The 22,109-nt window shown below is 62.4% G+C and carries 13 protein-coding genes; 8 read left to right on the top strand and 5 right to left on the bottom strand.

Translation table 11 applies throughout. The features are described 5' to 3' along the window. Positions 1-308: 308 nt before the first annotated feature. The 5 genes from ACFCU0_RS07005 to ACFCU0_RS07025 form a co-directional block, all read right to left on the bottom strand. Complete coding sequence (locus tag ACFCU0_RS07005) at positions 309-902, bottom strand: DUF4252 domain-containing protein (protein ID WP_434972954.1); 594 nt, start codon at positions 900-902, stop codon at positions 309-311. 42 nt (positions 903-944) lie between these two features. Further along, positions 945-1,691: a hypothetical protein gene (locus ACFCU0_RS07010; protein ID WP_434972955.1), complete on the bottom strand. Its 747-nt coding sequence runs from the start codon at positions 1,689-1,691 to the stop codon at positions 945-947. Further along, positions 1,678-2,193: an RNA polymerase sigma factor gene (locus ACFCU0_RS07015; RefSeq protein ID WP_434972956.1), complete on the bottom strand. Its 516-nt coding sequence runs from the start codon at positions 2,191-2,193 to the stop codon at positions 1,678-1,680. The genes ACFCU0_RS07010 and ACFCU0_RS07015 overlap by 14 nt, the downstream gene beginning before the upstream one ends. Positions 2,194-2,440: 247 nt before the next feature. Then, complete coding sequence (locus ACFCU0_RS07020) at positions 2,441-3,754, bottom strand: HD domain-containing protein (protein ID WP_434972957.1); 1,314 nt, start codon at positions 3,752-3,754, stop codon at positions 2,441-2,443. 47 nt (positions 3,755-3,801) lie between these two features. Then, complete coding sequence (locus ACFCU0_RS07025; protein WP_434972958.1) at positions 3,802-4,665, bottom strand: esterase/lipase family protein; 864 nt, start codon at positions 4,663-4,665, stop codon at positions 3,802-3,804. 299 nt (positions 4,666-4,964) lie between these two features. Here ACFCU0_RS07025 and ACFCU0_RS07030 point away from each other — a divergent pair, with 299 nt between their 5' ends. The 8 genes from ACFCU0_RS07030 to queA all read left to right on the top strand — a co-directional run bounded on the left by ACFCU0_RS07030 (position 4,965) and on the right by queA (position 21,803). After that, a complete protein-coding gene (locus tag ACFCU0_RS07030; RefSeq protein WP_434972959.1) occupies positions 4,965-5,456 on the top strand; it encodes a hypothetical protein in 492 nt (163 codons plus the stop codon). 166 nt (positions 5,457-5,622) lie between these two features. Then, entirely contained in the window at positions 5,623-7,323 is a 1,701-nt protein-coding gene (locus ACFCU0_RS07035; protein WP_434972960.1) for a peptide chain release factor 3, read from the top strand. Positions 7,324-8,451: 1,128 nt separating this feature from the next. After that, on the top strand, positions 8,452-8,628 hold the full coding sequence (locus tag ACFCU0_RS07040) for a hypothetical protein (protein WP_434972961.1): 177 nt from the start codon (positions 8,452-8,454) through the stop codon (positions 8,626-8,628). Positions 8,629-8,693: 65 nt separating this feature from the next. Beyond that, the gene (locus ACFCU0_RS07045) at positions 8,694-15,893 is read left to right on the top strand and encodes a T9SS type A sorting domain-containing protein (protein ID WP_434972962.1); all 7,200 of its coding nucleotides are present in this window, start codon (positions 8,694-8,696) and stop codon (positions 15,891-15,893) included. A 136-nt stretch (positions 15,894-16,029) separates the two neighbouring features. After that, positions 16,030-17,406 (top strand): M28 family peptidase, encoded by a 1,377-nt coding sequence (locus ACFCU0_RS07050; RefSeq protein WP_434972963.1) that lies wholly within the window; start codon positions 16,030-16,032, stop codon positions 17,404-17,406. 170 nt (positions 17,407-17,576) lie between these two features. Next, entirely contained in the window at positions 17,577-19,343 is a 1,767-nt protein-coding gene (locus tag ACFCU0_RS07055) for an amidase (protein WP_434972964.1), read from the top strand. Between the two features lie 155 nt (positions 19,344-19,498). After that, positions 19,499-20,458 (top strand): cobalamin-binding protein, encoded by a 960-nt coding sequence (locus ACFCU0_RS07060; RefSeq protein ID WP_434972965.1) that lies wholly within the window; start codon positions 19,499-19,501, stop codon positions 20,456-20,458. Between the two features lie 298 nt (positions 20,459-20,756). Continuing rightward, on the top strand, positions 20,757-21,803 hold the full coding sequence (gene queA, locus ACFCU0_RS07065; RefSeq protein WP_434972966.1) for a tRNA preQ1(34) S-adenosylmethionine ribosyltransferase-isomerase QueA: 1,047 nt from the start codon (positions 20,757-20,759) through the stop codon (positions 21,801-21,803). Positions 21,804-22,109: the final 306 nt, after the last annotated feature.

Raw genomic sequence — 22,109 nt, forward strand, 5'->3', positions numbered from 1 at the left:
GACGTCTCGGGAGGATTGCCTCTGTTCACGCTCTTACGCGTGAAGAAGCTCGTACACGGACACCTGACCACGAGCAGACCTCTTTCACGAAAAAACATCGTCCCCCGGCCTGGGCGACAGGTCGGAGGACGATGGCTCGTGAGGACTCACCTGCCTCACGAGATGCGCACGGTACCGGTAGAACCGGACCGCCCGGGATCACCCACAATCCCGGCGTAGCGCGATTCAGAAAGTGGGTCCGTCGATCGGAAAGAGGTGAACGGCCCTGCTACCGGCTACGGCGCGATGGAATCGCGGTAGAGGAGGGCTCACTCGGGAGTGTTGCGGCTGACGTCGACCTGCTCCAGCGAGGAAAGGTTGAGGCCGCGGCCAAGTGCAGCGATCTGATCCGGCGAAAGCGACCCGACGATGTTGACGACGACGCTCTTGTCCCCGGGTTTCGTCGAGAGAAGCGTCAGCCCGGCCACCCGGCCGTCCGCTTCCCGGAGGTAGATGCTCACCTCTTCGTCCTGCTCGCGAACGAAGATGACCCGCGTCCAGCCGCTTTCCTCGAGCGAGGACGCGAGCTGCTGCGTTCGCGTTCGAATGTCGTCGGTCCGGTCTGCAGGAAGGGGGTAGCCGCGGACCTGGATCGCTGTCACGTTGCCCATGATTCCGGCAAAGGCCGGATCAGAGGATCGCGCGGCTTCGGCGACGAGGTCGACCAGCGGGCCGCGAATGTCGACTTCGGTCGCGGCCTCGGAATCAAACCAGGTGTCGACGCCGGAAAGATCGACGTAACCAACCTGCGCGGACAGGTCGTCCTCGGGCTGCGACTGGGATGGCACCGGGTCGAGGATCAGGCCCAGGCCGAGGACCGTCGCGACAAGCGACATCCAGGTAAGGGATGAGAAACGTTGCATGGTGTTGGAAGCGGGTGGGTGGAAGAGTCCGAGGGGGAAGGGCTAGCGGTCGGTCGAACCGGTCAAGGGGGTGGACGCGGCCCCGGGCGCTGTGCTATTGCTGGATTGCGGCGAGGCGGCGGACACCGCTGACGGCTCATCCGTTTCCTGCGGATCTGCATCCGACGTCGCGGCGGGTGCGTCCGCGGCCGGCGATGCCGCGTCCTTCATCTGCTGGTGAACGACGGAGGACGCCTTGCGCCCGGCATCCGAAAAGTAGTCCAGCGCGCGGTAGGCGCGTTCGGTCGCAAGTTTCACCTCGGCCTCCGAGTACGGGGCCTGGATCGGGGTACTCGTGTTGAACGTGGACGACACATTTGTGGCCGTCGGACCCTGGTTCGCCGGATCATCCAGCGGGTTCACGATGAAGAATACCGCGATGCCGACCAGCGCGATGCCGACCGCATAGTCGACGACCGGTCGACGGTGCGCGGTCATCAGCGCTCGCCAGGCCTGCATCGCCTGTCGCATCAGATCTTTCCACCATGGCAATGCAACATGGGACGGCTGAGCGCGCGTCGTCCGCGCGAAGATCGCATCGGTTACGTCGGACGGGCACGGCTTTTCAGGAAGCTCTTGCAGCTCCTCCTGAATCCGTTCCGCCTGGCGAACCTGCGTTTGCCAGTAGCTGTCTTTGTCAAGTATGGAAGTGAAGGTCGCGTACTCATCGCCGGTGAGGTCACCGTCAACGAACGCTTCGACCCGTTCGTCCATCCACTCATCCCGTGAGGGAGCGTCAGGCCGTTTCATGATCAAGTACCTCTGCGAGTTGTTTGCGAAGTTTTTTGCGTCCCCGATGGATGTACACCTTTACCGTGTTAATTGGCATGTCGAGGGCTTCCGCGATCTCCTTGTACTTCAGATTCTGGATCTCGCGAAGCACGACGACGCTACGGTATGGTTCGTCGACCTCGTCCAGTGCCCGATCCAGATGCTCCTGGAAATCGGAGGACTCGGCATCCGCGTGAGGAGACGGAGCGATCGATTCAGCCCGATCAAGGCTTTCGGAATCCACCGTGACCGACTTGCGGCGCGTCTTGCGCTTGCGAATCACGTCGATGCAGGCATTCTTGGTGACTCGAAGGAGCCACCCGATCGCCCGATCCTGATCGATGTCATCGTAGTGTTCCCAGTATTTGATGAACACGTCCTGCGTGACGTCTTTGGCTGCGGCCTCGTTTTTGAGGAAATAGCAGGCAAAGCCGTAGACGCGATCCTGATACTGGTGAACCTGTTGTTCGAAAGAGTCCACAGGTCTCTAAGGAATGAATGAGGCGCCGCCGAAGGCTGGGTGAGGGGGCTCGTTTCCGCTGCGACCGAACCTTCCGGTCACCTGAAGACGGGCCGCCTTCGCGATCTCACTGGCTACACGAGGCGCGGCGCGAGAGTGTTACAGCGAGCGTGTACAATATAAGAAAGCCCTGTGAAAGGACAGAGCCGGGTGCGATTCGATGGGCTTCATGTCGGCGATCGGAGACATTCCCACCGCCTTCCACGCGTCATGATGACGACCGTACAACATCCAGCGGCAGATCAACCGGCTTCGGATAGCAGACGTAGGGCTTGATGGTGGGGCCCTCGAGGCCGGCAAGGGAGGTGCTGTCGGCCATCTCGGTGAGCTCGTGCATCTGTCCGTCCCGGGCCAGGATGGTAATCATCTCGTGGGACCGTTCATACGCGGTGTGGCCGGATCGGTCGATGGTCAGGTAGAGCTCGGCGTCCGCCCGCGCGGACGTCGGGTCCGAAACGCCCGTGTCTACGAGCCAGGCTGCTACGTTTTCTTTCCAGTCCTCGATCTGAGGAGCGCTCGGCCGCTCAGGTAGAAAGGTGACGCGAAAGAAGTCGCGATTGATGAAGCGGCGGCAGAGGTCGGCGAGCACCGGGTCGTCGGCACCCATCCATTGCTTCAGGCTGAAGAGGATGTCGGTGTCGTCGATGTCGCAATAGCGCTGACGGACGTCCGCATCGTGCAGGTCGTCGGCGTGTACGTCCTGTCGAAGAAAGAACAGCAGGGCGTCGGAGCCCCGATCAAGTGCGGGGACCTCCGATGCGCGTTCGGCGTGCCAGCGAACCCGCCGGAGGATGGCGCGAAGCAGCTGATCGCCGGCCAACACGGTTTTGTGAAGGTAGACCTGCCAGTACATCAGGCGTCGCGAAAGCAGGAAGTTCTCCACGGCGTAGATGCCCTTCCCCTCGATTGCAATCTGTGAGTCCTCGCCGCCGTCCGTCGGGTGGACGCGCATCGTCTTGATGATCCGCTGAACCCCGACCTCGCCCTCCGCGACGCCCGTGTAAAACGAGTCTCGCCGTAGGTAGTCGAGCCGGTCCATGTCGAGCTGGCTGGCGACGAGCTCATGGAAGAACGGGCGCTCGTACGTGTCGTCGAACATCTTGATCGCAAGGTCGAGCGCCCCGTCAAATCGTTCGTTCAGGTCACCCAGCAGGAGGCGGCTCATGTCCTCGTGCTCGAAGTCCTGGACGAGTTCATGCTCCAGCGTATGCGAAAAGGCGCCGTGGCCGATGTCGTGCAGGAGGGCTGCGGCCAGCGCGGCCGTGTACTCATCCTGCGAGATCGCCGTCCCTTTCTCGTTCACGTTCTTCAGCGCGTCCTGCATCAGCGCCATCGCCCCGAGAGCGTGCACAAACCGTGTATGCTCCGCACCGGGAAATACCAGATGAGCTACGCCCATTTGCCGAATGCGGCGGAGACGCTGCACCTCGGGCGTCTGGACGAGATCGAGGATGAGGTTCTTCGGGACGGAAATAAACCCGTGAACCGGGTCGGAGAAAAGTTTGAATCGGGTCTCAGACACGTGTCGGTCGGGGCTGGGCGCGGTGCGGGAGAGCGTGGACGTAGGCGTCAGAACCCAGCGTCATAGAGACGCTCCGCGATGGTCGCATAGAACCCATTTGAATCGAAGTTCGCGCCGCCGAGCTTCGACTGAAAGCCCACCTGTCGGGCGTGGTCCGCGTCCACCGTGCCGCAGAAGGTCCCCCAGCGTGCGCTGTCTACGGATACGAAGCCGTCGTTCGGGCCCTCTCGCTCATAGAGGTAGGCGTTCAGGAAGCGAAGAACCGGATCCAGAGTGATGTCCGTCCCTTTCCCGGCGTGCCCGGCGAAGGACCAGTAGTCGACGTCCGGATGGTCCGGCGTCTCCGGGTTGAATGAGTTGCGCAGATACGCCGGCGTGAGTTGCGTGATGGCCTGCAGCGCGTTCGCCGTGGCATCCTCAAGGGCATGGGTGCCGAGCCAGTCGGCCATCTCCATCATCCATTTACGGACAACGCTCGGCTGCTCCAGGACCAGGTTGGCGATGGATGAGCCGCGATGCGGCGTGGACACCGTGATCAGGACGTCGACCACCTCATGCAATCCCTCATGCAAGATCAGGTGGCGCGCGTCGAGCCCACCCATGGAGTGCGCAATGATGACGATGCGCTCGGATCGCGTTTCGTCCAGGATCGGTGCGATGCGCCGAAGCCACATAGACGAACGAGCCTCGACGGTGTTGTACGCTGCCACGTTGGGCGCGTAAGCGCGGATCCCACGAGAGCGGAGGTACATGGCTTCCTCGTGCAGGTGCCCTCCGCGTCGGAAGGTAGCACCCATTCCGAAGCCGTGCATGAGCACGACCGGCGTCTGGAGGGAAATGATCGAGGGTTGCGGGAAGGCTTCGAGCCCGGCGATACGCTGGAGGGCCGCAGCGGTTAACTGTTTCGGCATGAAAGAAGGGTCCGGCGGGTAGCAGGTGATGAGGGCAAGACGCCTGAAGAACCGGTGAGTCGATAACGTCCTACTTCGTCGTGCCCGGGAAGGGTTCGAAGAGACCGTCAACCGCCAATGCAGACCGGTTGTGGTTGTCGAAGGTACGTATTCGAGTTGATGGCAAACGGGACCCGATCGTCCGGCAGTCGTTGTACAGAATGAAGCGTACGGCTGGGTGTTGTCACCGACCGATGACCACGTCGTGCGGATCGCACGGCATCACGATCAGTTTCCCATCAATCACGATCATGGCAGAAATGGTTACACGAACCCTGCTTTGCATACTATTCAGCATGGTCGTCGGGCTGCCGGTTCAAGCGTCTGATGGCAGAGAGTCCGAACGCTGGCAGGATTCCGGTGCGCGCGTCGACACGACGGACAGCACCCGTGCCGGTGAGAACGAACCCGAGCCCGCATGGCACGAGGCGGCCTGGAACGACATCGCCATGATCGACGGGGTTCATTTCTCGTACATTTATTATGCCGCAGCCGATCAGCTGAACGACGGCGTCGTGGTGAAGTTGGAAAATCGGAGGCAGCGCGCTATGAACGTTGCCTTTACGATCATCTTTCGCTCGCCCGGCGCCGAAGTCGAGGACCGGTTCGACACGGTTCTTCGGCCCGGCGAAATGAAAACGGGCGAGAACGACGGACTGTACTGGATCCCGTTCGGGCCGGGTGACAGTATCGGGGAGGTGGGACTACGAGGCGTCGACGTCGTCGCGGCGGATGCGGAAGGGACGGATTGATCCACTCCCGCCGCTGACCCTCTTCTTTCCGGGGCGGGATCGTACGGAGGTGCTGTAAACTTCTACGGCTTGCAAAACCGACGCCGGCCTTCGTCGTTATCACATCCTGTGCGCCGGTGAATGCTGTGTGCGCCTTCGCCTGACTTCTAGATATCGATTCGCACCCGTGAGTACTTCAACCTCTTCACCCGACGTATCGAACGTTGACTCGGCGTCCGGAGACGGTCATGCTGCGTCCGAGGCACCGTCAGACGTCACGACGTCGGGTCCACCGCAGGGCGATAAAGAGCTCCACCGGGAAATCAACCGGCGGCGTACGTTTGCGATCATATCGCACCCGGACGCAGGAAAAACGACGCTGACGGAAAAGCTCCTCTACATGGGCGGGGCGATCCGTGAAGCGGGAGAGATCAAGGCGAGAAAGGCCGATCGTCACGCGCGAAGCGACTGGATGTCAATGGAGCAGGAGCGTGGCATTTCCGTCACTTCGTCGGTGATGCAGTTCCGGTACAAGGATCTGCAGATGAACCTCCTCGATACGCCGGGGCACCGCGACTTTTCGGAGGACACGTACCGCGTGCTGACCGCGGCTGACAGCGTGATCATGGTGCTCGACAATGCCAAAGGCGTCGAACAGCAGACGCGTAAGCTGATGGAGGTGTGCCGCATGCGCGACATGCCCGTCATCACGTTCATCAATAAGATGGACCGTCACGGCCTGCCCCCGCTTGACCTGCTTCAGAACATCGAAGAGTCGCTCGATCTCGAAACCGTACCGCTTTCCTGGCCCATCGGTCAGGGCGACCGGTTCCGCGGCACATACAACCTGCACCGGGATGAACTCCACCTCTTCTCGCACGCAGATATGGAAGGCAACCATGAGCGCCTTCCGATCGACTCGATCGGTGACCGCCGGCTGGACGAGGTGCTGGGGGATCAGGCGGAAGACCTTCGCTTCGACGTTGAACTCATGCGCGAGGCCGGAAACGACCTCGACGAGCAGGCCTACCTCGACGGACGTCAGACACCGGTCTTCTTCGGGAGTGCGCTATCGAACTTCGGGGTTGGTGACATGCTCGATTCCTTCGTCGAACTGGCTCCCCCGCCGCGCCCCCGCCCGACGACGACCCGGACCGTGGAGCCGCAGGAAGACAACTTCTCCGGCGTTGTATTCAAGATTCAGGCGAACATGGACCCCAAGCACCGGGATCGCATGGCCTTCGTTCGGGTGTGCTCCGGAAGGTTCAAGCGGGGGATGAAGGTTATCCACCAGCGGACGGGCGACGAAACTCGCCTCCAGAACGCGACAACCTTCATGGCGCAGGATCGCGCCGGCGTCGATACCGCCTATCCCGGTGACATTATCGGGATCATGAACCACGGCACCATCAAGATCGGCGACACGTTTACCGACGGGGAGGAGCTTCACTTTACCGGCGTCCCAAGCTTTGCCCCTGAGCACTTCCGAAAAGTACATTTGGACGACCCGTTTCGTGCAAAGCATCTGAACAAAGGGTTGACGCAGCTCAGCGAGGAGGGCGCCATTCAGGTCTTCCGACCCCTCCGCGGCAACGCGTACATTCTCGGTGCGGTGGGGGCGCTACAGTTTGATGTCACCGTTGCCCGCCTGGATGACGAATATAACGTCGACGCCCATCTGTCGGGCGTCCGATACACCTGTTGCCGGTGGGTGAGCGGTCCGGCGGATACGCTGGACGCGTTTGAAGCTAAAAATGTCGATAATCTCTTTCACGATGCCGAGGGCAACCTGGCCTATCTCGGATTGAGCCAGTTCCGTCTCGACCGCACGATGGAGGACTGGCCGGAACTGACCTTCGAGAAAACGAAGGAGCATACGGGAGACTGACATTCGACCTCACTGCCGTCGACCCGATCGACGTGCGCTCAGGGTTCTGCCCGTGAATACGCCGCAGCGGCGCGTTCACGGGCTTTCTTATGTGTGAGCGTGACTTGCTCGCGTGTCGTGCGAACGATTACTCGTTTACCGTACAAAGGACGAAGGACCGATACGTCGATCCGGGTAAATATTGCCGGATAAAACGACTCGGTTTCCATTTTTCTCGACGGGACCGAGGCTGCGGCACACGTCACACATCGGTATTAGCTGGTAAGGTCTCCAGGAAATTTCCGAGTGTAGACAGTCGGAAGGAACCGCTCTGGCCCGGTCTAAAGGAGATTGCCGCGTCCGGCACGCCCGTCTCAGAACCTTTCAGATAGGTTAAAAGGCCGATATTAAAAATAGTAAGAGCAAATCGTGCGTGACGTGTTGAGTGGATTGGATCAAACTTTGATTGAGTAACGGGTAGATCAGGTACAGAACAGGTCTATTTCACGGATTTAATATTGACGTTTGGAAACGTTTTCCGTATTTCAAATATTAAGTCTTTGGATGATGAGGGTGTAATACATTCTTGCAGTAGGCAGGCCTCCGTGGGAGTAGTCGCCTGTCATCTGCTTGCGCACCCTGCATGGCGAATCCATCAAGGGAGCGGGGCCAACGCCAGGTATTTCGCGCGTCGGACGCTCCCTCGAGGACAGTTTATGAACTTCCCGGTGCGCGTGCGGCGGTCCATCCGACGACCGATCATCGCCGCGAGCCATCTATCAGTCCCTACCGCCCGAGCTCAAGACCGTGTCTCTACTCGAACGATCGACAGTATTCGACCCGTGCTGGACCGCACGCCTGCCGCCGGACGGCGGGTTCGCATTGACCCTCGCTGCCCCCGCCCGTTGGGCGGCCTCGGTAGGCGTGGCCCTCGCCGTTGCGGTGCTAATGGGCGTCTCGCATCCGGTCATGGCACAGTCGTCTGGGTCGCCCCACGGCGCCGGATCTCTACCTCGGGCAGACGCTCCCGGACCGCAGGCATCAAACAGCCAGCAGGATCCCGTTCGGCTCCCATCCTGGGCGGAACCTTCGGGGGGAGCAGTCGGAGGTGCTGCCGGGCGATCGGGATCGTCCGGCGCCGCTCCGCCCATGCATCCTGATTCGGGGCCCGGGTTTCCCGATCCGCCCGAACCCGTGCCGATCTCCGGGACCGGGCTCGCCTTGCTCGCGGCAGCCGGCGCCTCGCTGGCGTATCGGCGGCTTCGAGCCGACGATGGCGTGATTGTATCCGATGCGGACCCAGACGTCGAGCCGCCGACGCCCTGATCGGATCGCAGACGATCTCCCAATAAGGGATTGGACATCTACGGTAGTAACGATTGATTAGAGATATGAAGCGCAGATACGTACTTCTCGCAGGTCTTCTTTTCTTCTGGGTTCTGGGGGGCTCCGGTTCCGGTATCGCGTGGGCGCAGGACGGGCCCGGGGGCGTGGGGAATGAGGATGGTACCGCAGGCCAACCGCTGAACGGCCTCTGGCTCCAGGCCGATCGCGAGGCCTTCTCCGATCCCGGCTGTTCGACGCCAGCAGCCGATGCCGACGACGTCGAATGCTGGCAGAGCCAGAGTGCCTACGAGGAATCGGGTGGACCGGTAACCCTCGACCCGAACGGGCTGTCCGCCCCGGTATTCGACGATGCCGTCACGGGTCTGAACGGCCGTCCGGCGCTTCGTTTCTCCCGCAGCGCGGACGACGGCATGACTCCCGAGGATCTGAGTCCGATCAACAGCGACGGACCCTACGTCAGCCACCAGTTTCACGTCGCGTTCCGGACAGGGTCGGACGTGACGTCTCAGCAGGTAATTTACGAGGAGGGGGGCGCCATAAACGGCCTAAATCTCTACGTCGAGAACGGCGAACTCATCGCCAATGCTTGGAGCGAGAACGAGGGTTGGACGCCGATTGACGTTCGATCTACCATCAGCGCCAACACCTCCTACGTTGTCGCCGTCGTGTTCGATGGCAACGCGACGGACCAGCTCGAGCTCTATGTGAACGACGCTCAATCGGCGGTCGATACGAACAGCGACCCGTCCGTCGGACAGCTCGCCGAACACGTCGGGAATATCACACTGGGCAACGTCAATAACGACACGGAATTTGCCGGCGCCGTTGACGGGACGGGCACCGGTGGCTTTGGCTTCGACGGCTGGATCGCCGGTTTTGCGCATTTCGAGACCGCAACGAACGACGCTCGACGCCGTATCGTGATGAGTGCGATGGCGGCAAAGTATGATATCGCCATGACCGGGCAGCTCTACACCTTCACCGGGTCGTCGAATCGCGTCGCCGGAACGGGGACGGACGTCGATGGCAGCACGCACTTCACGGCGGAAAGCGAAGGGCTGACACTGGAAACGACCGCGGCGGGGACGGATGAGTTCACGCTGGTCGGACACAACGGCTTTCCGGGTGCTTTCACCGCCGAAACGGATGTGTCGGGCATCGGGACGCGCTATGAACGCGTCTGGCGCATTCAGAAGCAGGGAGCCACGTCGACGTCGATCGTATTTGACGTGACGGGCATTCCGCTGGCGTCCGGACAGGAGTTTCGACTGCTGGTGGAGTCTTCCGCCGGAAGCGGCACCTTTCCCGCCGGTACGTCTGTCCTCACCGGGACGCTGGACGCTGGCAACTCGACCTTTTCTGTTGCCGAAGCAGACGTCTCTGCCATTTCCAGCGGATCGTACCTGACCCTTGCCCGCACGGAGGTGTCCGGGCCGCAGTCAATCACGTATTCGCCGGATGCTGTTACCGAGGCGCAGGACAATCTGCCCGTAACCTCTGCGATCCCGAGCGTCACGGCTGACGCAGAGATTACCGACTTTGAGATCGCCGGTGTCAACGTGAATGACGCCAATTCGAACGGCCTTCCGGTCGTAACCTTCGGCGATTCCGGCAGCGGGAGCGACCTGGAAATCGACCCGGCGACGGGCGAAATCACCGTTACAGCCGGTGCGCCCGTCGGGCGATATGATATAAACGTGCGCGTCACGGACGAACAGGCGAAGGACGCGGTCTTCAACGACGTCCTCACGGTAACGGTCACGGACGAACTGGACATTGCCTACGACACGCCTGAACAGGTCGTGAACCCAGGGGACCCGATCACGACGGTCGCGCCGGAGGTTCGCACGGAGGATGCGGGCGCATCGTATTCGATCGTTGAGGACAATCTCGCGTCCTTCCCCGGGCTCTCATTCGACAGTTCCACCGGTCAGCTCTCCGGCAGCACGTCGGCGACGGGTCTCGCGCGGATCGTCGTGCGTGGCGTCGGTTCGGGCACGGCCACAGGTGACGACACGACGGAAGTGCATGTCGCGGTGGTGGGCGGAGACGGCCGCGCCGGGGTAGGAGACGATGTCTCCAAAATTCTGGATCTTGAAGCCGACACGGTTGCGTTGACCGACGGCGACCCGGTGTCTTCCTGGCTGGATGCCTCGAACTATGCGCAGACAGTCGACGCCCGTAGCGGGGAGGAGCCGACCTACCGGGTGAATGGCATTGGTGGACGACCGTCCCTTGACTTCGACGGAGCGGACGATGCGCTTGTGATCTCGGATAACGCGCAGATTAACAGCGGCGGCGACCCCTACACCGGTCGAACGATCTCCGTGGTGTTCGAAACCGGTGGAGACCTTACGAATCGCCAGGTGATATACGAGGAAGGCGCAAGCGTCCGCGGGGTGAACCTCTACATCGTGGGGGGCGACCTGTACGTCGGGATGTGGAATCTCAATACGGACGATGTAGACACCACGCCGTGGGATCCGATTTACTTCTCCGCCGGGACGAGTGAAAATGGCGAATCGACGGTGACGCTTGCTCCGAATACGGCATACGCGGCAACGATCGCTTACAACGCAGCGGCCGGACGCTTCGAGGGCTATTTGAACGGAACGCTCATCGGCTCGATCACCGACCCCAATCGTGTGGGGCGGTATTACGACCACAATGAAGGCGTCGTTGGTGCGCAGCGCGACGGCGGGTACTACCACGATATCGACGACACGAGCGGAAATACCTTCGAATTCAGTGGTCAGATTGCGAGCGTTGTGCAGTACGGCGTCGCCGTGTCGACCACCCAGCGCGAGATCCTGGAGAGCGCCTTCGCCGACCAGTACGGTCTGTCTGTCACCCCGGGATATCTCGCGACGCCGTTTACCGCTGAAGAAATCGTCGGCGTCGGGCAGAACGGAAGCGAAGATCCGCACGACCCGGTCGTAACCAGTTCCCGCCTGGCCCTGCGCTCGCCGTCGCTGACGGCGGGGCAGTTCGCCTTCCTCGCCCACGATGACGGGCCCACCTCGTTTGCGCTCGACCGGAGCCTGCCAGACGACTACCGCGGCGACGGGTCCACCACCACAGACGATCGCGTCGGAAGCCGTTTCCAGCGGACGTGGTACGTCGACCGGACGAACGCCAGTAATTTCGATGTGTCCGCCGACATCTCCGGGCTCGATCCGCGCACGGGTCAATTTGTCCTCCTCGTTGATACGGATCCGACCTTCACGGCCTCGGCCGAAGTCATCGAGGGGACGGTCAATGGTACGCGCGTCACGTTCAGTAACGTGGCGTCGGTGTTCAGCGGGGACGATGCCTACGTCACAATCGGCCGCACGGTCGGCACGGAGTCGGGGATTACCAATCTGACGTACAGCCCGGATCCGCTGGAAGCGGAAAACGGCAGCCCGTCGCTGATCACCGCAACGCCGACCTTTGACGGCGGCGATCCGATTCCTGAGTTCACGATTCTGGAAGTCCGAGAAGACGGGTCCCCGATCGCGACGCCGTCGGAGTTTTCGCTGGACATCAACTCCGGTGAGTTCACGGCCGATCCGTCCACGTCCCTGCAGGGCTCCTTCGAGGTCGATATTCAGGCCGATAACGGGGAGGGGACGCCCGCCGTCTATACACTGACGGTCAATATTTTCGAGCTCATCTCGACGCTCACATATACCGATCCAAGCCAGACATCCACGCTCGGAACGCCCGTCTCCATCGCCGTCGATGAGCCGGTTTCGGCTGGGATTCCCGGCGCGGATTATAGCTACTCGGTTCTGCGTGTCTCAGCATTCGGGACGATTCAGAGCGATCTCACAGGCACGGGGCTGACGCTCCAGCCCGACGGAACCCTGGCCGGCACCTTGTCTCAGCCCGGCGTGGTATCCGTCGAAGTGCAGGTGGATGCATCCGGCGGCGCCAGCGGCACGGAAACGACGTTTATATCTGCCTCGGCGATCGGGTCGGACGGCCCCGGCGGAATGGGGGATGCGACAAACATCACCGTCCACCTCGACCCAATCTCGCTGGTCGATGCACTGGAGGACGGGGACCCGGTGGCTTCGTGGGCGGACGCGAGCGCATTCGGAAACGACGCGACCCAGTCTAACGGAGGCGAACAGCCGGTGTACCGTCAGCGGGTCGGTGCGGTGAATGACTCCCCGGTCCTCGAATTCGACGGGGCGGACGATGTATTTGACCTGGATGACTCGCAGACGATTAATACAAAGGACGTGACGCTCCAGCGAACGGAGACCTTGGTCTTCCGAGCAGACGACGTTACGACGCGTCAGGTGCTGTACGAAGAGGGCGCCGGAACGCGTGGCATCAGTCTCGTCCTCGACGGTGGAAATCTCATTGCAACGGCGTGGAATAACGCGGATGACGACCGCGTCGACGGTGGGGAAGATGCAACGACGCCCTGGGAAGACGCTTCGGGTGGCGATGGCATTCTTTCTCTGGCAACGGGCGTATCGACCGGTACGGTCTATGTGGCCACGCTCACGATCGATTTCGTCGATGGGACGATGGAATTTGTCGTCAACGGGGAAACGGTCGGGTCGGCACCGGAAGCTGGTCGCCTGTACTCCCACGGCGGCAACATCGGACTCGGCGGGGCCGCGGACCAGTACATCACCGGGACCTCGACACGAAACGGACCGGATCCGTTCGACGGCGTGCTCGGTGACGTCCTGTTTCACAATGTCAACCTGAACGCGACGCAGCGTCTGATCCTGCACAACGCGCTTGGCGCCCAGTACGGCGCAACGATTCTCCCTGCGAGCGATCTGTATGCCGGTGAGGCGACGGAGCACGACATCGACGTGGTCGGTGTTGGCAGGACCAGTGCAACGGACCGTCATGTCAGCGCCCGGCGCGCCGGCCTCGTGCTGGACGTAGATGCCGGACTGAACGATGGCGACTTCCTAATCGCGGGACACGACACACGACAGAACGGGGCCTCGACGGCGGATGCTGTTACTGGCGGAGCCGTCACCGCTCGCATGCAGCGGAGCTGGTACGTGAGCCGGACCGAGCCGTCGTCGAGTGATCTGACCGTCGACGTCACCTTTGATCTTCCCGAGACCGGGGTCAACGCCATACCCGGGGACCCGTCGGGCTATCGCCTAATTCACCGGCCGGCGGGAAGTGCGTCCGGGACGTCGTGGGCAATTGATGGAACGTCTGCAACGGTCTCCGGAACGGAAATCTCGTTTGCGGGCGTGAGCCTCGCCGACGGGGATGAGTACACGCTCGCGACGACCGATCGCGCGCTTAGTCCCATCAACGAGGCTACGATCGTCATCAACGGCACGCCCGGCACGGCTTCGACAGGCCGAATCGGGCCGGACCGCGGATATCGATTCATCGGACCGCTCGTGGATGGTGCGGACGCATCCTCGCTCCAGTTCTCCGATAACAGCCCGTTCCTGCAGTTCCCTGCACCGCAGGGCACGATTTTTTACACCTGGAATGAAACGATCGACGACCCGACGCGGCCGGGATCGCAAGAAGGCTGGTGGGAGGCCGCGACCTCCTCGACCCCTCTTCCGCCGGGACGCGGTGCGCTGCTATACGTGCTCGACGACCCGACGTACGCAGTCGACCCTTCGCTCGCGATTCACTTCGACGACGCACTCGACCCTGTTTCGCTCGATGACGACATCCTGGTCGACAACCTGAACCTTGGCTCCGAATTTCACTTTCTCGCCAACTCCTATCCCGTGCCGTACGACCTGGAGGGTCTGAACACGGACATCGATGGGGACTCGGACGGGACGGCTGACTTCAAGGCCGTCGTGCAGGTCTTCGATGCTACGGCGACCTCGGGCGTCAACGAGCCGACGGACAACGCCGTAGGATTTTATCTGACGAAGACCGCCGACCCGGCCCAGCCGGCTCCGGAACGTGAAATCGCCCCCGGACAGGGCTTTTTCGTTGAGCGAAATGACTTCGTTGACGATTCCGGGACGCGAAGCGAAGACCTGTCCTTCGATGCAGCGTTTGCGCGGACACGCCTGCTGGAAACGCCGGGCTACATCGGCTCGCTCTCCAGAACCGAGGGAGATCGGCCGACGGCTCGCAAGATCACGCTTGAGCTTGCGGTGCGCGACGGTAATGGATCCCTGAAGTCGATCGACCGCGCCGCGTCCGTGTACTTCAGGGAGGGGGCGCGCGCTGATGAGGATCAGTTCGACGCGTCCAAGCTCACGCCACTGTCCGGCCGATTTGCCCTGCTCGGCGTCGAGGGCCCGGATCGCTCCGGCGCCACCCGTCTCTGGGCCCAGCGCAGCTGGCCGCTACCGGACGAGACGATCGAGGTGCCGCTCCAGCTTCACGTCTCCGATGTCAGCGGGACGGCCTCGGTCCGTGTGCACGACTGGTACCAGGTCCCCGAGGACTGGACCGCGGTGCTGATCGATACACGCGGTACCTCCGACCCGTCGGACGACGTAGAGCATACGATGGAGCCGGGCGACGACGCCGCATACGTGTTCTCGCTCGATACGCCGACCGCGGCCGGAAAGGCGTCGGACGGACAGCCGCAGGCCGTCCGACCGACGTTCCGCAGATTGGAGCCGCACCCGCAGGCTGAGGCTGCAAAATCGGACGTGTCGGTAGCTTCCCGCTTCCTGCTGCAGGTGTATCCGTCGTCGGATCCGCTTCCGGTGGAGCTGGCAAACTTCTCGCTGAAAACAGATGCGACCGATGTGGTGGTCGAGTGGACGACGGCTGCGGAAGTCAACAACGACGGTTTTGGAATCGAGTACCGACGAACCCGCCGGGCCGATAGCACCTCTATCGGCGGCTGGACCGAGGCCGGATACGTACGCGGCAACGGCACCACCGATCAGGCGAACACCTACCAGTTCCGCGTGAAAGATCTCGATTACGGGCGCCACGAGGTGCGCCTCCGACAGGTCGACACAGATGGGCAAACCGCCTACTCCAGAGCGAAGTCTGTGGACGTGCGGCTGACCAAGCCCGTGGATGTCGGCAAGCCGTATCCCAACCCGGTTCGCTCACGGGCCTCGCTCGACGTCACGGTTCGCGACAAGCAGTCCGTTCGGATCGTTCTCTACGACCTGCTGGGACGCCGCGTCGCGGTGCTGCACGACGGCGTGCTCCCGGCGAATCGGACCGAGACAATCGGCCTCGACACCGACGGGCTGGCCAGCGGACAGTACTTCGTCCGGATCCGTGGCGATCAGTTCATGGAGACCCGCCGGATGACGATCGTTCGGTGACGAGCCGGGACGTCCTCACACCGATAACAAGACGTAACAGGAGAGCGCCGTTTCCGTCCGGAAGCGGCGCTTTCTTCTTGCGGACAGCATGTGTAGCTTCTGTCGGTATCAAAATCCTCATTAACCCCACCTCCTCATGCGTGTGATTGCCCGTATCGCCTTCGGCGTTTTGCTCCTTCTGGCCACGTTGGTCGTCGGCCCGGCACCAGTGGACGCGCAGGAGACAGCGGACGTGCCGACGCAGGTCGATCCTCGCATGTACGACATCGTGGATGCGGTGTCTGCCGATCGCATCGAAGCGGATATTCGGACGCTTGCGTCCTTTGGGACGCGCCACACGTTGAGCGACACCACATCGGGCGACCGTGGGATCGGAGCCGCGCGCCGATGGATCGAGACGGAGTTCGAGAATATCTCGGCTGCCTGCGGTGACTGCCTGGAGGTGGAGACGCAGCGATTCGTTGTTGCCGGTGAGGATCGGATTCCGGACTCGACCGTCATCGTCAACGTCTACGCAGTGCAGCGCGGGACGACGCACCCGGACCGCTACGTGATCATGTCCGGTGACATCGACTCGCGGGCCTCCGACGTGATGAACGACTCCATCGACGCGCCGGGTGCGAATGACAACGCTTCGGGCGTAGCGGGCGCTCTCGAAGCGGCTCGCGTGCTGTCCGATTACGAGTTCGGCAGCTCCATCGTCTACGCCGCGCTCAGCGGGGAGGAGCAGGGGCTTTTCGGCGGTGCCCACATGGCCCGCGTCGCGAGGGAGGAAGGCTGGCGGATCGCCGGTGTGCTGAACAACGATATGATCAGCAATATCGAGGGACAGGACGGCGTCGTTGACAACACCGTCTACCGGGTGTTTTCCCAGTACAACATGCCGCAGGATGGCGACCGGTGGAGCGAACGGTATTTCGGCGGGGAAAATGACAGTCCGTCGCGCAACCTCGCGCGGTATGTGGCACGCATGACGGATACGTACATTCCAAATCTGGATGCGATGCTGATCTACCGGCTCGACCGCTTCGGGCGGGGCGGGCATCACACGCCGTTCAATAACGAAGGCTTTCCTGCGGTCCGCATCATGGAGGCACACGAAGACTATACGGAGCAGCACCAGGATGTGAGGATGGAGGACGGAATCGACTACGGGGATACGATTGATCAGATCTACCCTCGGTATGCGGCGCGCCTGACGGCAGCCAATGCGATTACCCTCGCCGGCATGGCCGATGCGCCGCCTACGCCGACAACCGTGAAGATTGGCGGAGCCGTTCAACCGTCCACCACGCTGGCCTGGGAGCCGGTCGACGACCCGGATCTGGCCGGATACAAGATCTACTGGCGTAAGACAACCGCCGCCCGCTGGGAGAACAGCCGGTTCGTCGGTGATGTAACCGAGTTCACGCTCGAAAACGTGATCATCGACAACTATCTCTTCGGGGTCGCGGCCGTAGGAACCGGCGGAAACGAGAGCCCGGTCGTTTTCCCCACGAGCCTGCTCCGATAAAGGACCGAGGGCGACAATGAGCGGCGCGGCACCGGCTCCGAGGCGGAGACGAAACGAAGACGCTCCGAGGGAGCCGTCCCCTTCGTGAGCGGGTGTGAAGCGAACGGGCCTTCTCTTGCCGGTCGACGTTTCCTCACTTGCAATCCCCTCTCGACCATACACAATTCCGCATGTCCATCGATCGTCGACAGTTTCTTCAGGCCTGCAGTGCGCTTGGCTTCAGTGGTACCCTGTTTCCTGGAGCGCTGTATGCGACGGCCGTTGAGGGGGCGCCTTCGGGGGCGGACGGGCCCGCCCTTCGTCCTGAAAAGGTAGCACGGATGTCCGTCTCGATTACGTCGGACCAGGTTGCGGCCGCAGCCGCCATTGCCGGGCTGGATTTCTCCAACGATGAAACGGAGATGATCGCCGAAGATCTGACCGAGGCCCTCTCCGGGTATGAAACGCTGCGAGACGTCGGCCTGCCGAATGCTCAGCGCCCGGCGCTCCGCTTCGATCCGCACATCGGCGGGCGTGCAGTACCGGAGAAGGGTGAGAACGGCGGTCTAGACCTTGCCTTCGACGAGGTCGAGCGTCCAGAAAGCGAAAACGACCTCGCGTTTGCCGGTATCGAGACGCTGGCTTCGTTGCTGCGTACCGGGAAGGTGACATCCGTCGAACTGACGGAGCTGTATTTATCCCGGTTGCGCCGCCTCGACGACACGCTCAACGCGGTCATCACCTACACCGAGGAGCGGGCGTTGGAGGCCGCGCGTCGCGCCGATGCCGAGATCAGCGCCGGAAACTGGCGCGGCCCGTTGCACGGCATTCCGTACGGCGCCAAAGACCTTCTTGCGGTCGAAGGCTACCCAACGACGTGGGGCGCCGAGCCCTACCGGAATCAGGTGATCGACGAAACGGCGACGGTCATCCAGAAGCTCGACGAGGCCGGGGCTGTTTGCGCGGCGAAGCTCTCGCTGGGGGCGCTTGCGTGGGGCGACGTGTGGTTCAACGGCACCACCCGGAACCCGTGGAACGTGGAGCAGGGGTCGAGCGGATCTTCGGCCGGGCCGGGGGCGGCGGTCGCGGCGGGATGCGTCCCCTTCGCCATCGGGTCTGAGACGCTGGGTTCAATCGTGTCACCCTCCACCCGAAACGGCGTCACCGGTCTCCGGCCGACCTTCGGTGCCGTCTCGCGGCACGGGGCGATGGCGCTGTCATGGTCGATGGACAAGCTGGGTCCGATGGCCCGCTCCGCCGTGGATTGCGCGATCGTCTACGATGTCATTCGCGGCAGGGACGACCGGGATCCGACGACCGTGGACGCCCCCTTCACGTTCCCGGCGTCCGTGAACGCATCCGATCTCTCCATCGGATACGTCGCGTCGGCCTTTGAGGCCGAGTATGACGGTGCCGAGGCCGACAGGGAGACCCTTGAGCGTATCAAGGCCGCCTTTCCCCGTGTCGAGCCGATGGAGTGGCCGTCGACGCCGCCCGTCGGGCCGATCCTCAAGATGCTGGAAGTGGAGGCCGCGGCTGCCTTCGACGACCTGACCCGCTCCGGAGCCGACGACACGATGGTCCGCCAGGAGCGGAACGCCTGGCCCCACGTCTTCCGGGCGGCCCGCCTGGTCCCGGCCGTCGAGTACATCCAGATGAGCCGTCACCGGGCAGATCTGGTCAGGCGAATGAACGACGTCATGGAAGACGTCGACGTCGTCGTCGCCCCGACCTACGCCGGCTCGACGCTCGGGCTGACGAACCTGACCGGCCACCCCTGCGTCTGTCTCCCGAACGAACTTGCGCCCGTCGACGAGGCGCCCGCGGACTCACCTCGACGGCAGCCGCGCAGCATCACGCTGATCGGTGGCCTGTATAAAGAAGGGGCGATCCTTCAGGTCGCCGCCGCGGTGCAGGAGGTAACCGACACGCATCTCAAGCGCCCGCCGATTGCCTGAGCCCATTGCATTTTATCGCCGGACGCGCTCGCATCCATGCGGTCATGGTCTGTAGGACCACGCCCCTGCCCGCGGCAGCGCCGTCGCCTAACCGCGACGCAAAAAGCCGGCGCGAATGTCTCGATTGCCTCATCAGAACCGACGCGTTTTCCGCCATGCGTATCGTCAGTCTTCTACCGGCCGCAACCGAATGGATTGCTGCGTTTGGCGCGGCAGACGACCTCGTGGGGCGGTCGCACGAGTGCAACTACCCGCCATCGGTCCGTTCGTTGCCGGCGGTAACGTCTGCCGGTTTCGACGACACCGGCGATTCCGCCGAGATTGACGCAGTGGTGAAGGATACGCTGCAGCAGGGCCTCAGCCTGTACGACATTGATATGGAGGCCCTTCGCTCGCTCGATCCGGATCTCATCGTGACCCAGGACCAGTGCGATGTCTGCGCCGTGTCGTTTTCGCAGTTGAAAGACGCGATGGCTACGTGGGGCGGCGATGCCGGACCGGACCTGATGTCTCTGAAGCCGGCGACCTTCAAAGAGGTCCTGGACGGCGCGCTCCGGCTGGGTCGGAGGATCGGCCGGGCGACGGACGCGATGCGCGTGATCGCCGACGGAGAATTGCGCCTCCAGCGATTGCGGAGCCTGCTGGGAATGGATCGCCGGGTTGATCCCGAGTCGTTGCCCTCGGTCGCGTGCATCGAATGGCTGGACCCGCTGATGACGGCCGCTCACTGGATGCCGGATGTAGCGGAGCACGCCGGCGCGCGGTGCGTCCTGTCGGAGAAAGGCGAGGCGTCGCCCAGGATCGACTTCGACGACCTGCGGGCGCAGGACCCGGATGCGATCGCCATCATGCCCTGTGGGTTCACGGCCGATCAGACCGTGGCCGACCTCGATCGCCTTACGAGCCGGGACGGCTGGCGCGGCCTGACGGCCGTTCAGAACGGTCGGGTGGCCATCCTCGACGGCGATGCTTACTTCAACCGTCCGGGCCCGCGCCTCGTCCGAAGCTGCGAGCTGCTGGCCAGCGTCGTACACCGCACGGACGACGTACTGAGCACGCCGATCGAGGACGGGGAGCGGATTTGGCTTGAAGAAACGCCCCAGGCCGCGTCCTGACGATTGGAATCGGGTCGTCGCGGGATCATCTTCTTTCGACGTGTCGTTTGCGCCGTCCGATCCGGTGGAGGAGCATACGTACGTCTGTTTTTTTTCCGCTGCCGGAGCGGCCCCCGGCGCCTGGCATCGCAACGTTTTGCGTTTGCTGGCGGCCCCTCGCCCTCTCGACCCGTACCTCGACCCGTCGCGGTTCGTGCTGTCGAACGGCGAGGCTGGCAGATGACCGGCACGGCGTTTCCGTGCGGCCATGTCCCGGTACCCACGCCATTCATCCAGCCGACCGACTGCACGACTTTTTATGAAGCGATCGGAGTTCACGTTTGAGTTTCCCGAAGAGCTGACCGCGGAATATCCCGCCGAACCCCGCGACAGCTGCCGGCTCATGGTACTAAACCGGGAAGAAGAGCGGGTGGAGCATCACCACTTCGAGGAGCTTCCGGACTTTTACAACCCCGGCGACGTGCTGGTGGTCAACGACACGAAGGTCTATCCCGCGCGCATATACGGGAAGAAGAAAAAGACCGGCGCCAAGATCGAAGTTTTTCTTCTCCGTGAGCTGAACCCCGAGAGCCGGCTCTGGGACGTGATGGTTGACCCGGCCCGGAAGATCCGGATCGGCAACAAGCTCTGGTTCGACGACGAGCTGTCCGCGGAAGTCATCGACAATACGACCTCGCGCGGCCGGACGATCCGCCTCAACTTTGACGGGCGGAACGACGACCTGTACGAGAAAATCCGCGAACTCGGCGAAACGCCGCTCCCGCCGTACATCAAGCGCGACGTAGAGGATGAAGACGAGTACCGGTACCAGACCATCTTCGCCGAAAAGCGAGGCGCGGTGGCTGCCCCGACGGCTGGTCTCCACTTCACCGACGATATGGTGAAGCGACTCCGGGAAAAAGGCGTTCACATCGTCCCGATCACGCTGCACGTGGGCCGCGGCACGTTCCGCCCGGTGGGCGTGGAGGACCTCACGAAGCACCGGATGGATTCGGAGGAGTTTACGATCCCGAAGGAGACGGCCGATCTGGTCAATAAGGCCCTCAAGAGCGAAGAAAACACGGTGACGGCCGTCGGAACGACGGTGGTCCGGACGCTCGAATCGAGCCTATCGGCCAGTCAGATGCTGAAGGCTGATCATTCGTGGACGGATCTCTTCGTCTACCCGCCGTTTGAGTTTAAAATTACCGAGCGGCTGATCACCAACTTCCATCGCCCGGAAAGCACCACGCTGATGATGTCGTCCGCGTTCGCCGGATACGACTTCCTGTTCGAGGCCTATGAAGAAGCCTTCGAGGAAGGCTACCGGTTGTTCTCCTTTGGCGACGCCATGCTGATCAAGTAGCGGATCGGGCGCGTTCTTCTCTGATGACGAGAGGGCGGGACCGTCAGGGTCGCGTCCTCTCGCTATGAAGGCGTCTCGCTAAACAAGCGTCCCGGTACGTTTCCGTCCCCCTGCTGACCCTTTGCCCGCACATGTCCGACTCGCCCAACTCCACGTCGTCCGGTGCGTCAGCAGATGACCCCGTACGGTCCCCGACTACGATGGATCGCGCCATGCAGGAACGGCGCTCGCGAACACAGGCGGTGGCCGGTGCTGCCGAGGGGGATTCGGACGTTGCGGTGCTCGTTCCGGCTGCCGGAGCAGGCA

The organism is Longibacter sp., from assembly GCF_051155795.1.
GTDB lineage: Bacteria > Bacteroidota > Rhodothermia > Rhodothermales > Salinibacteraceae > Longibacter.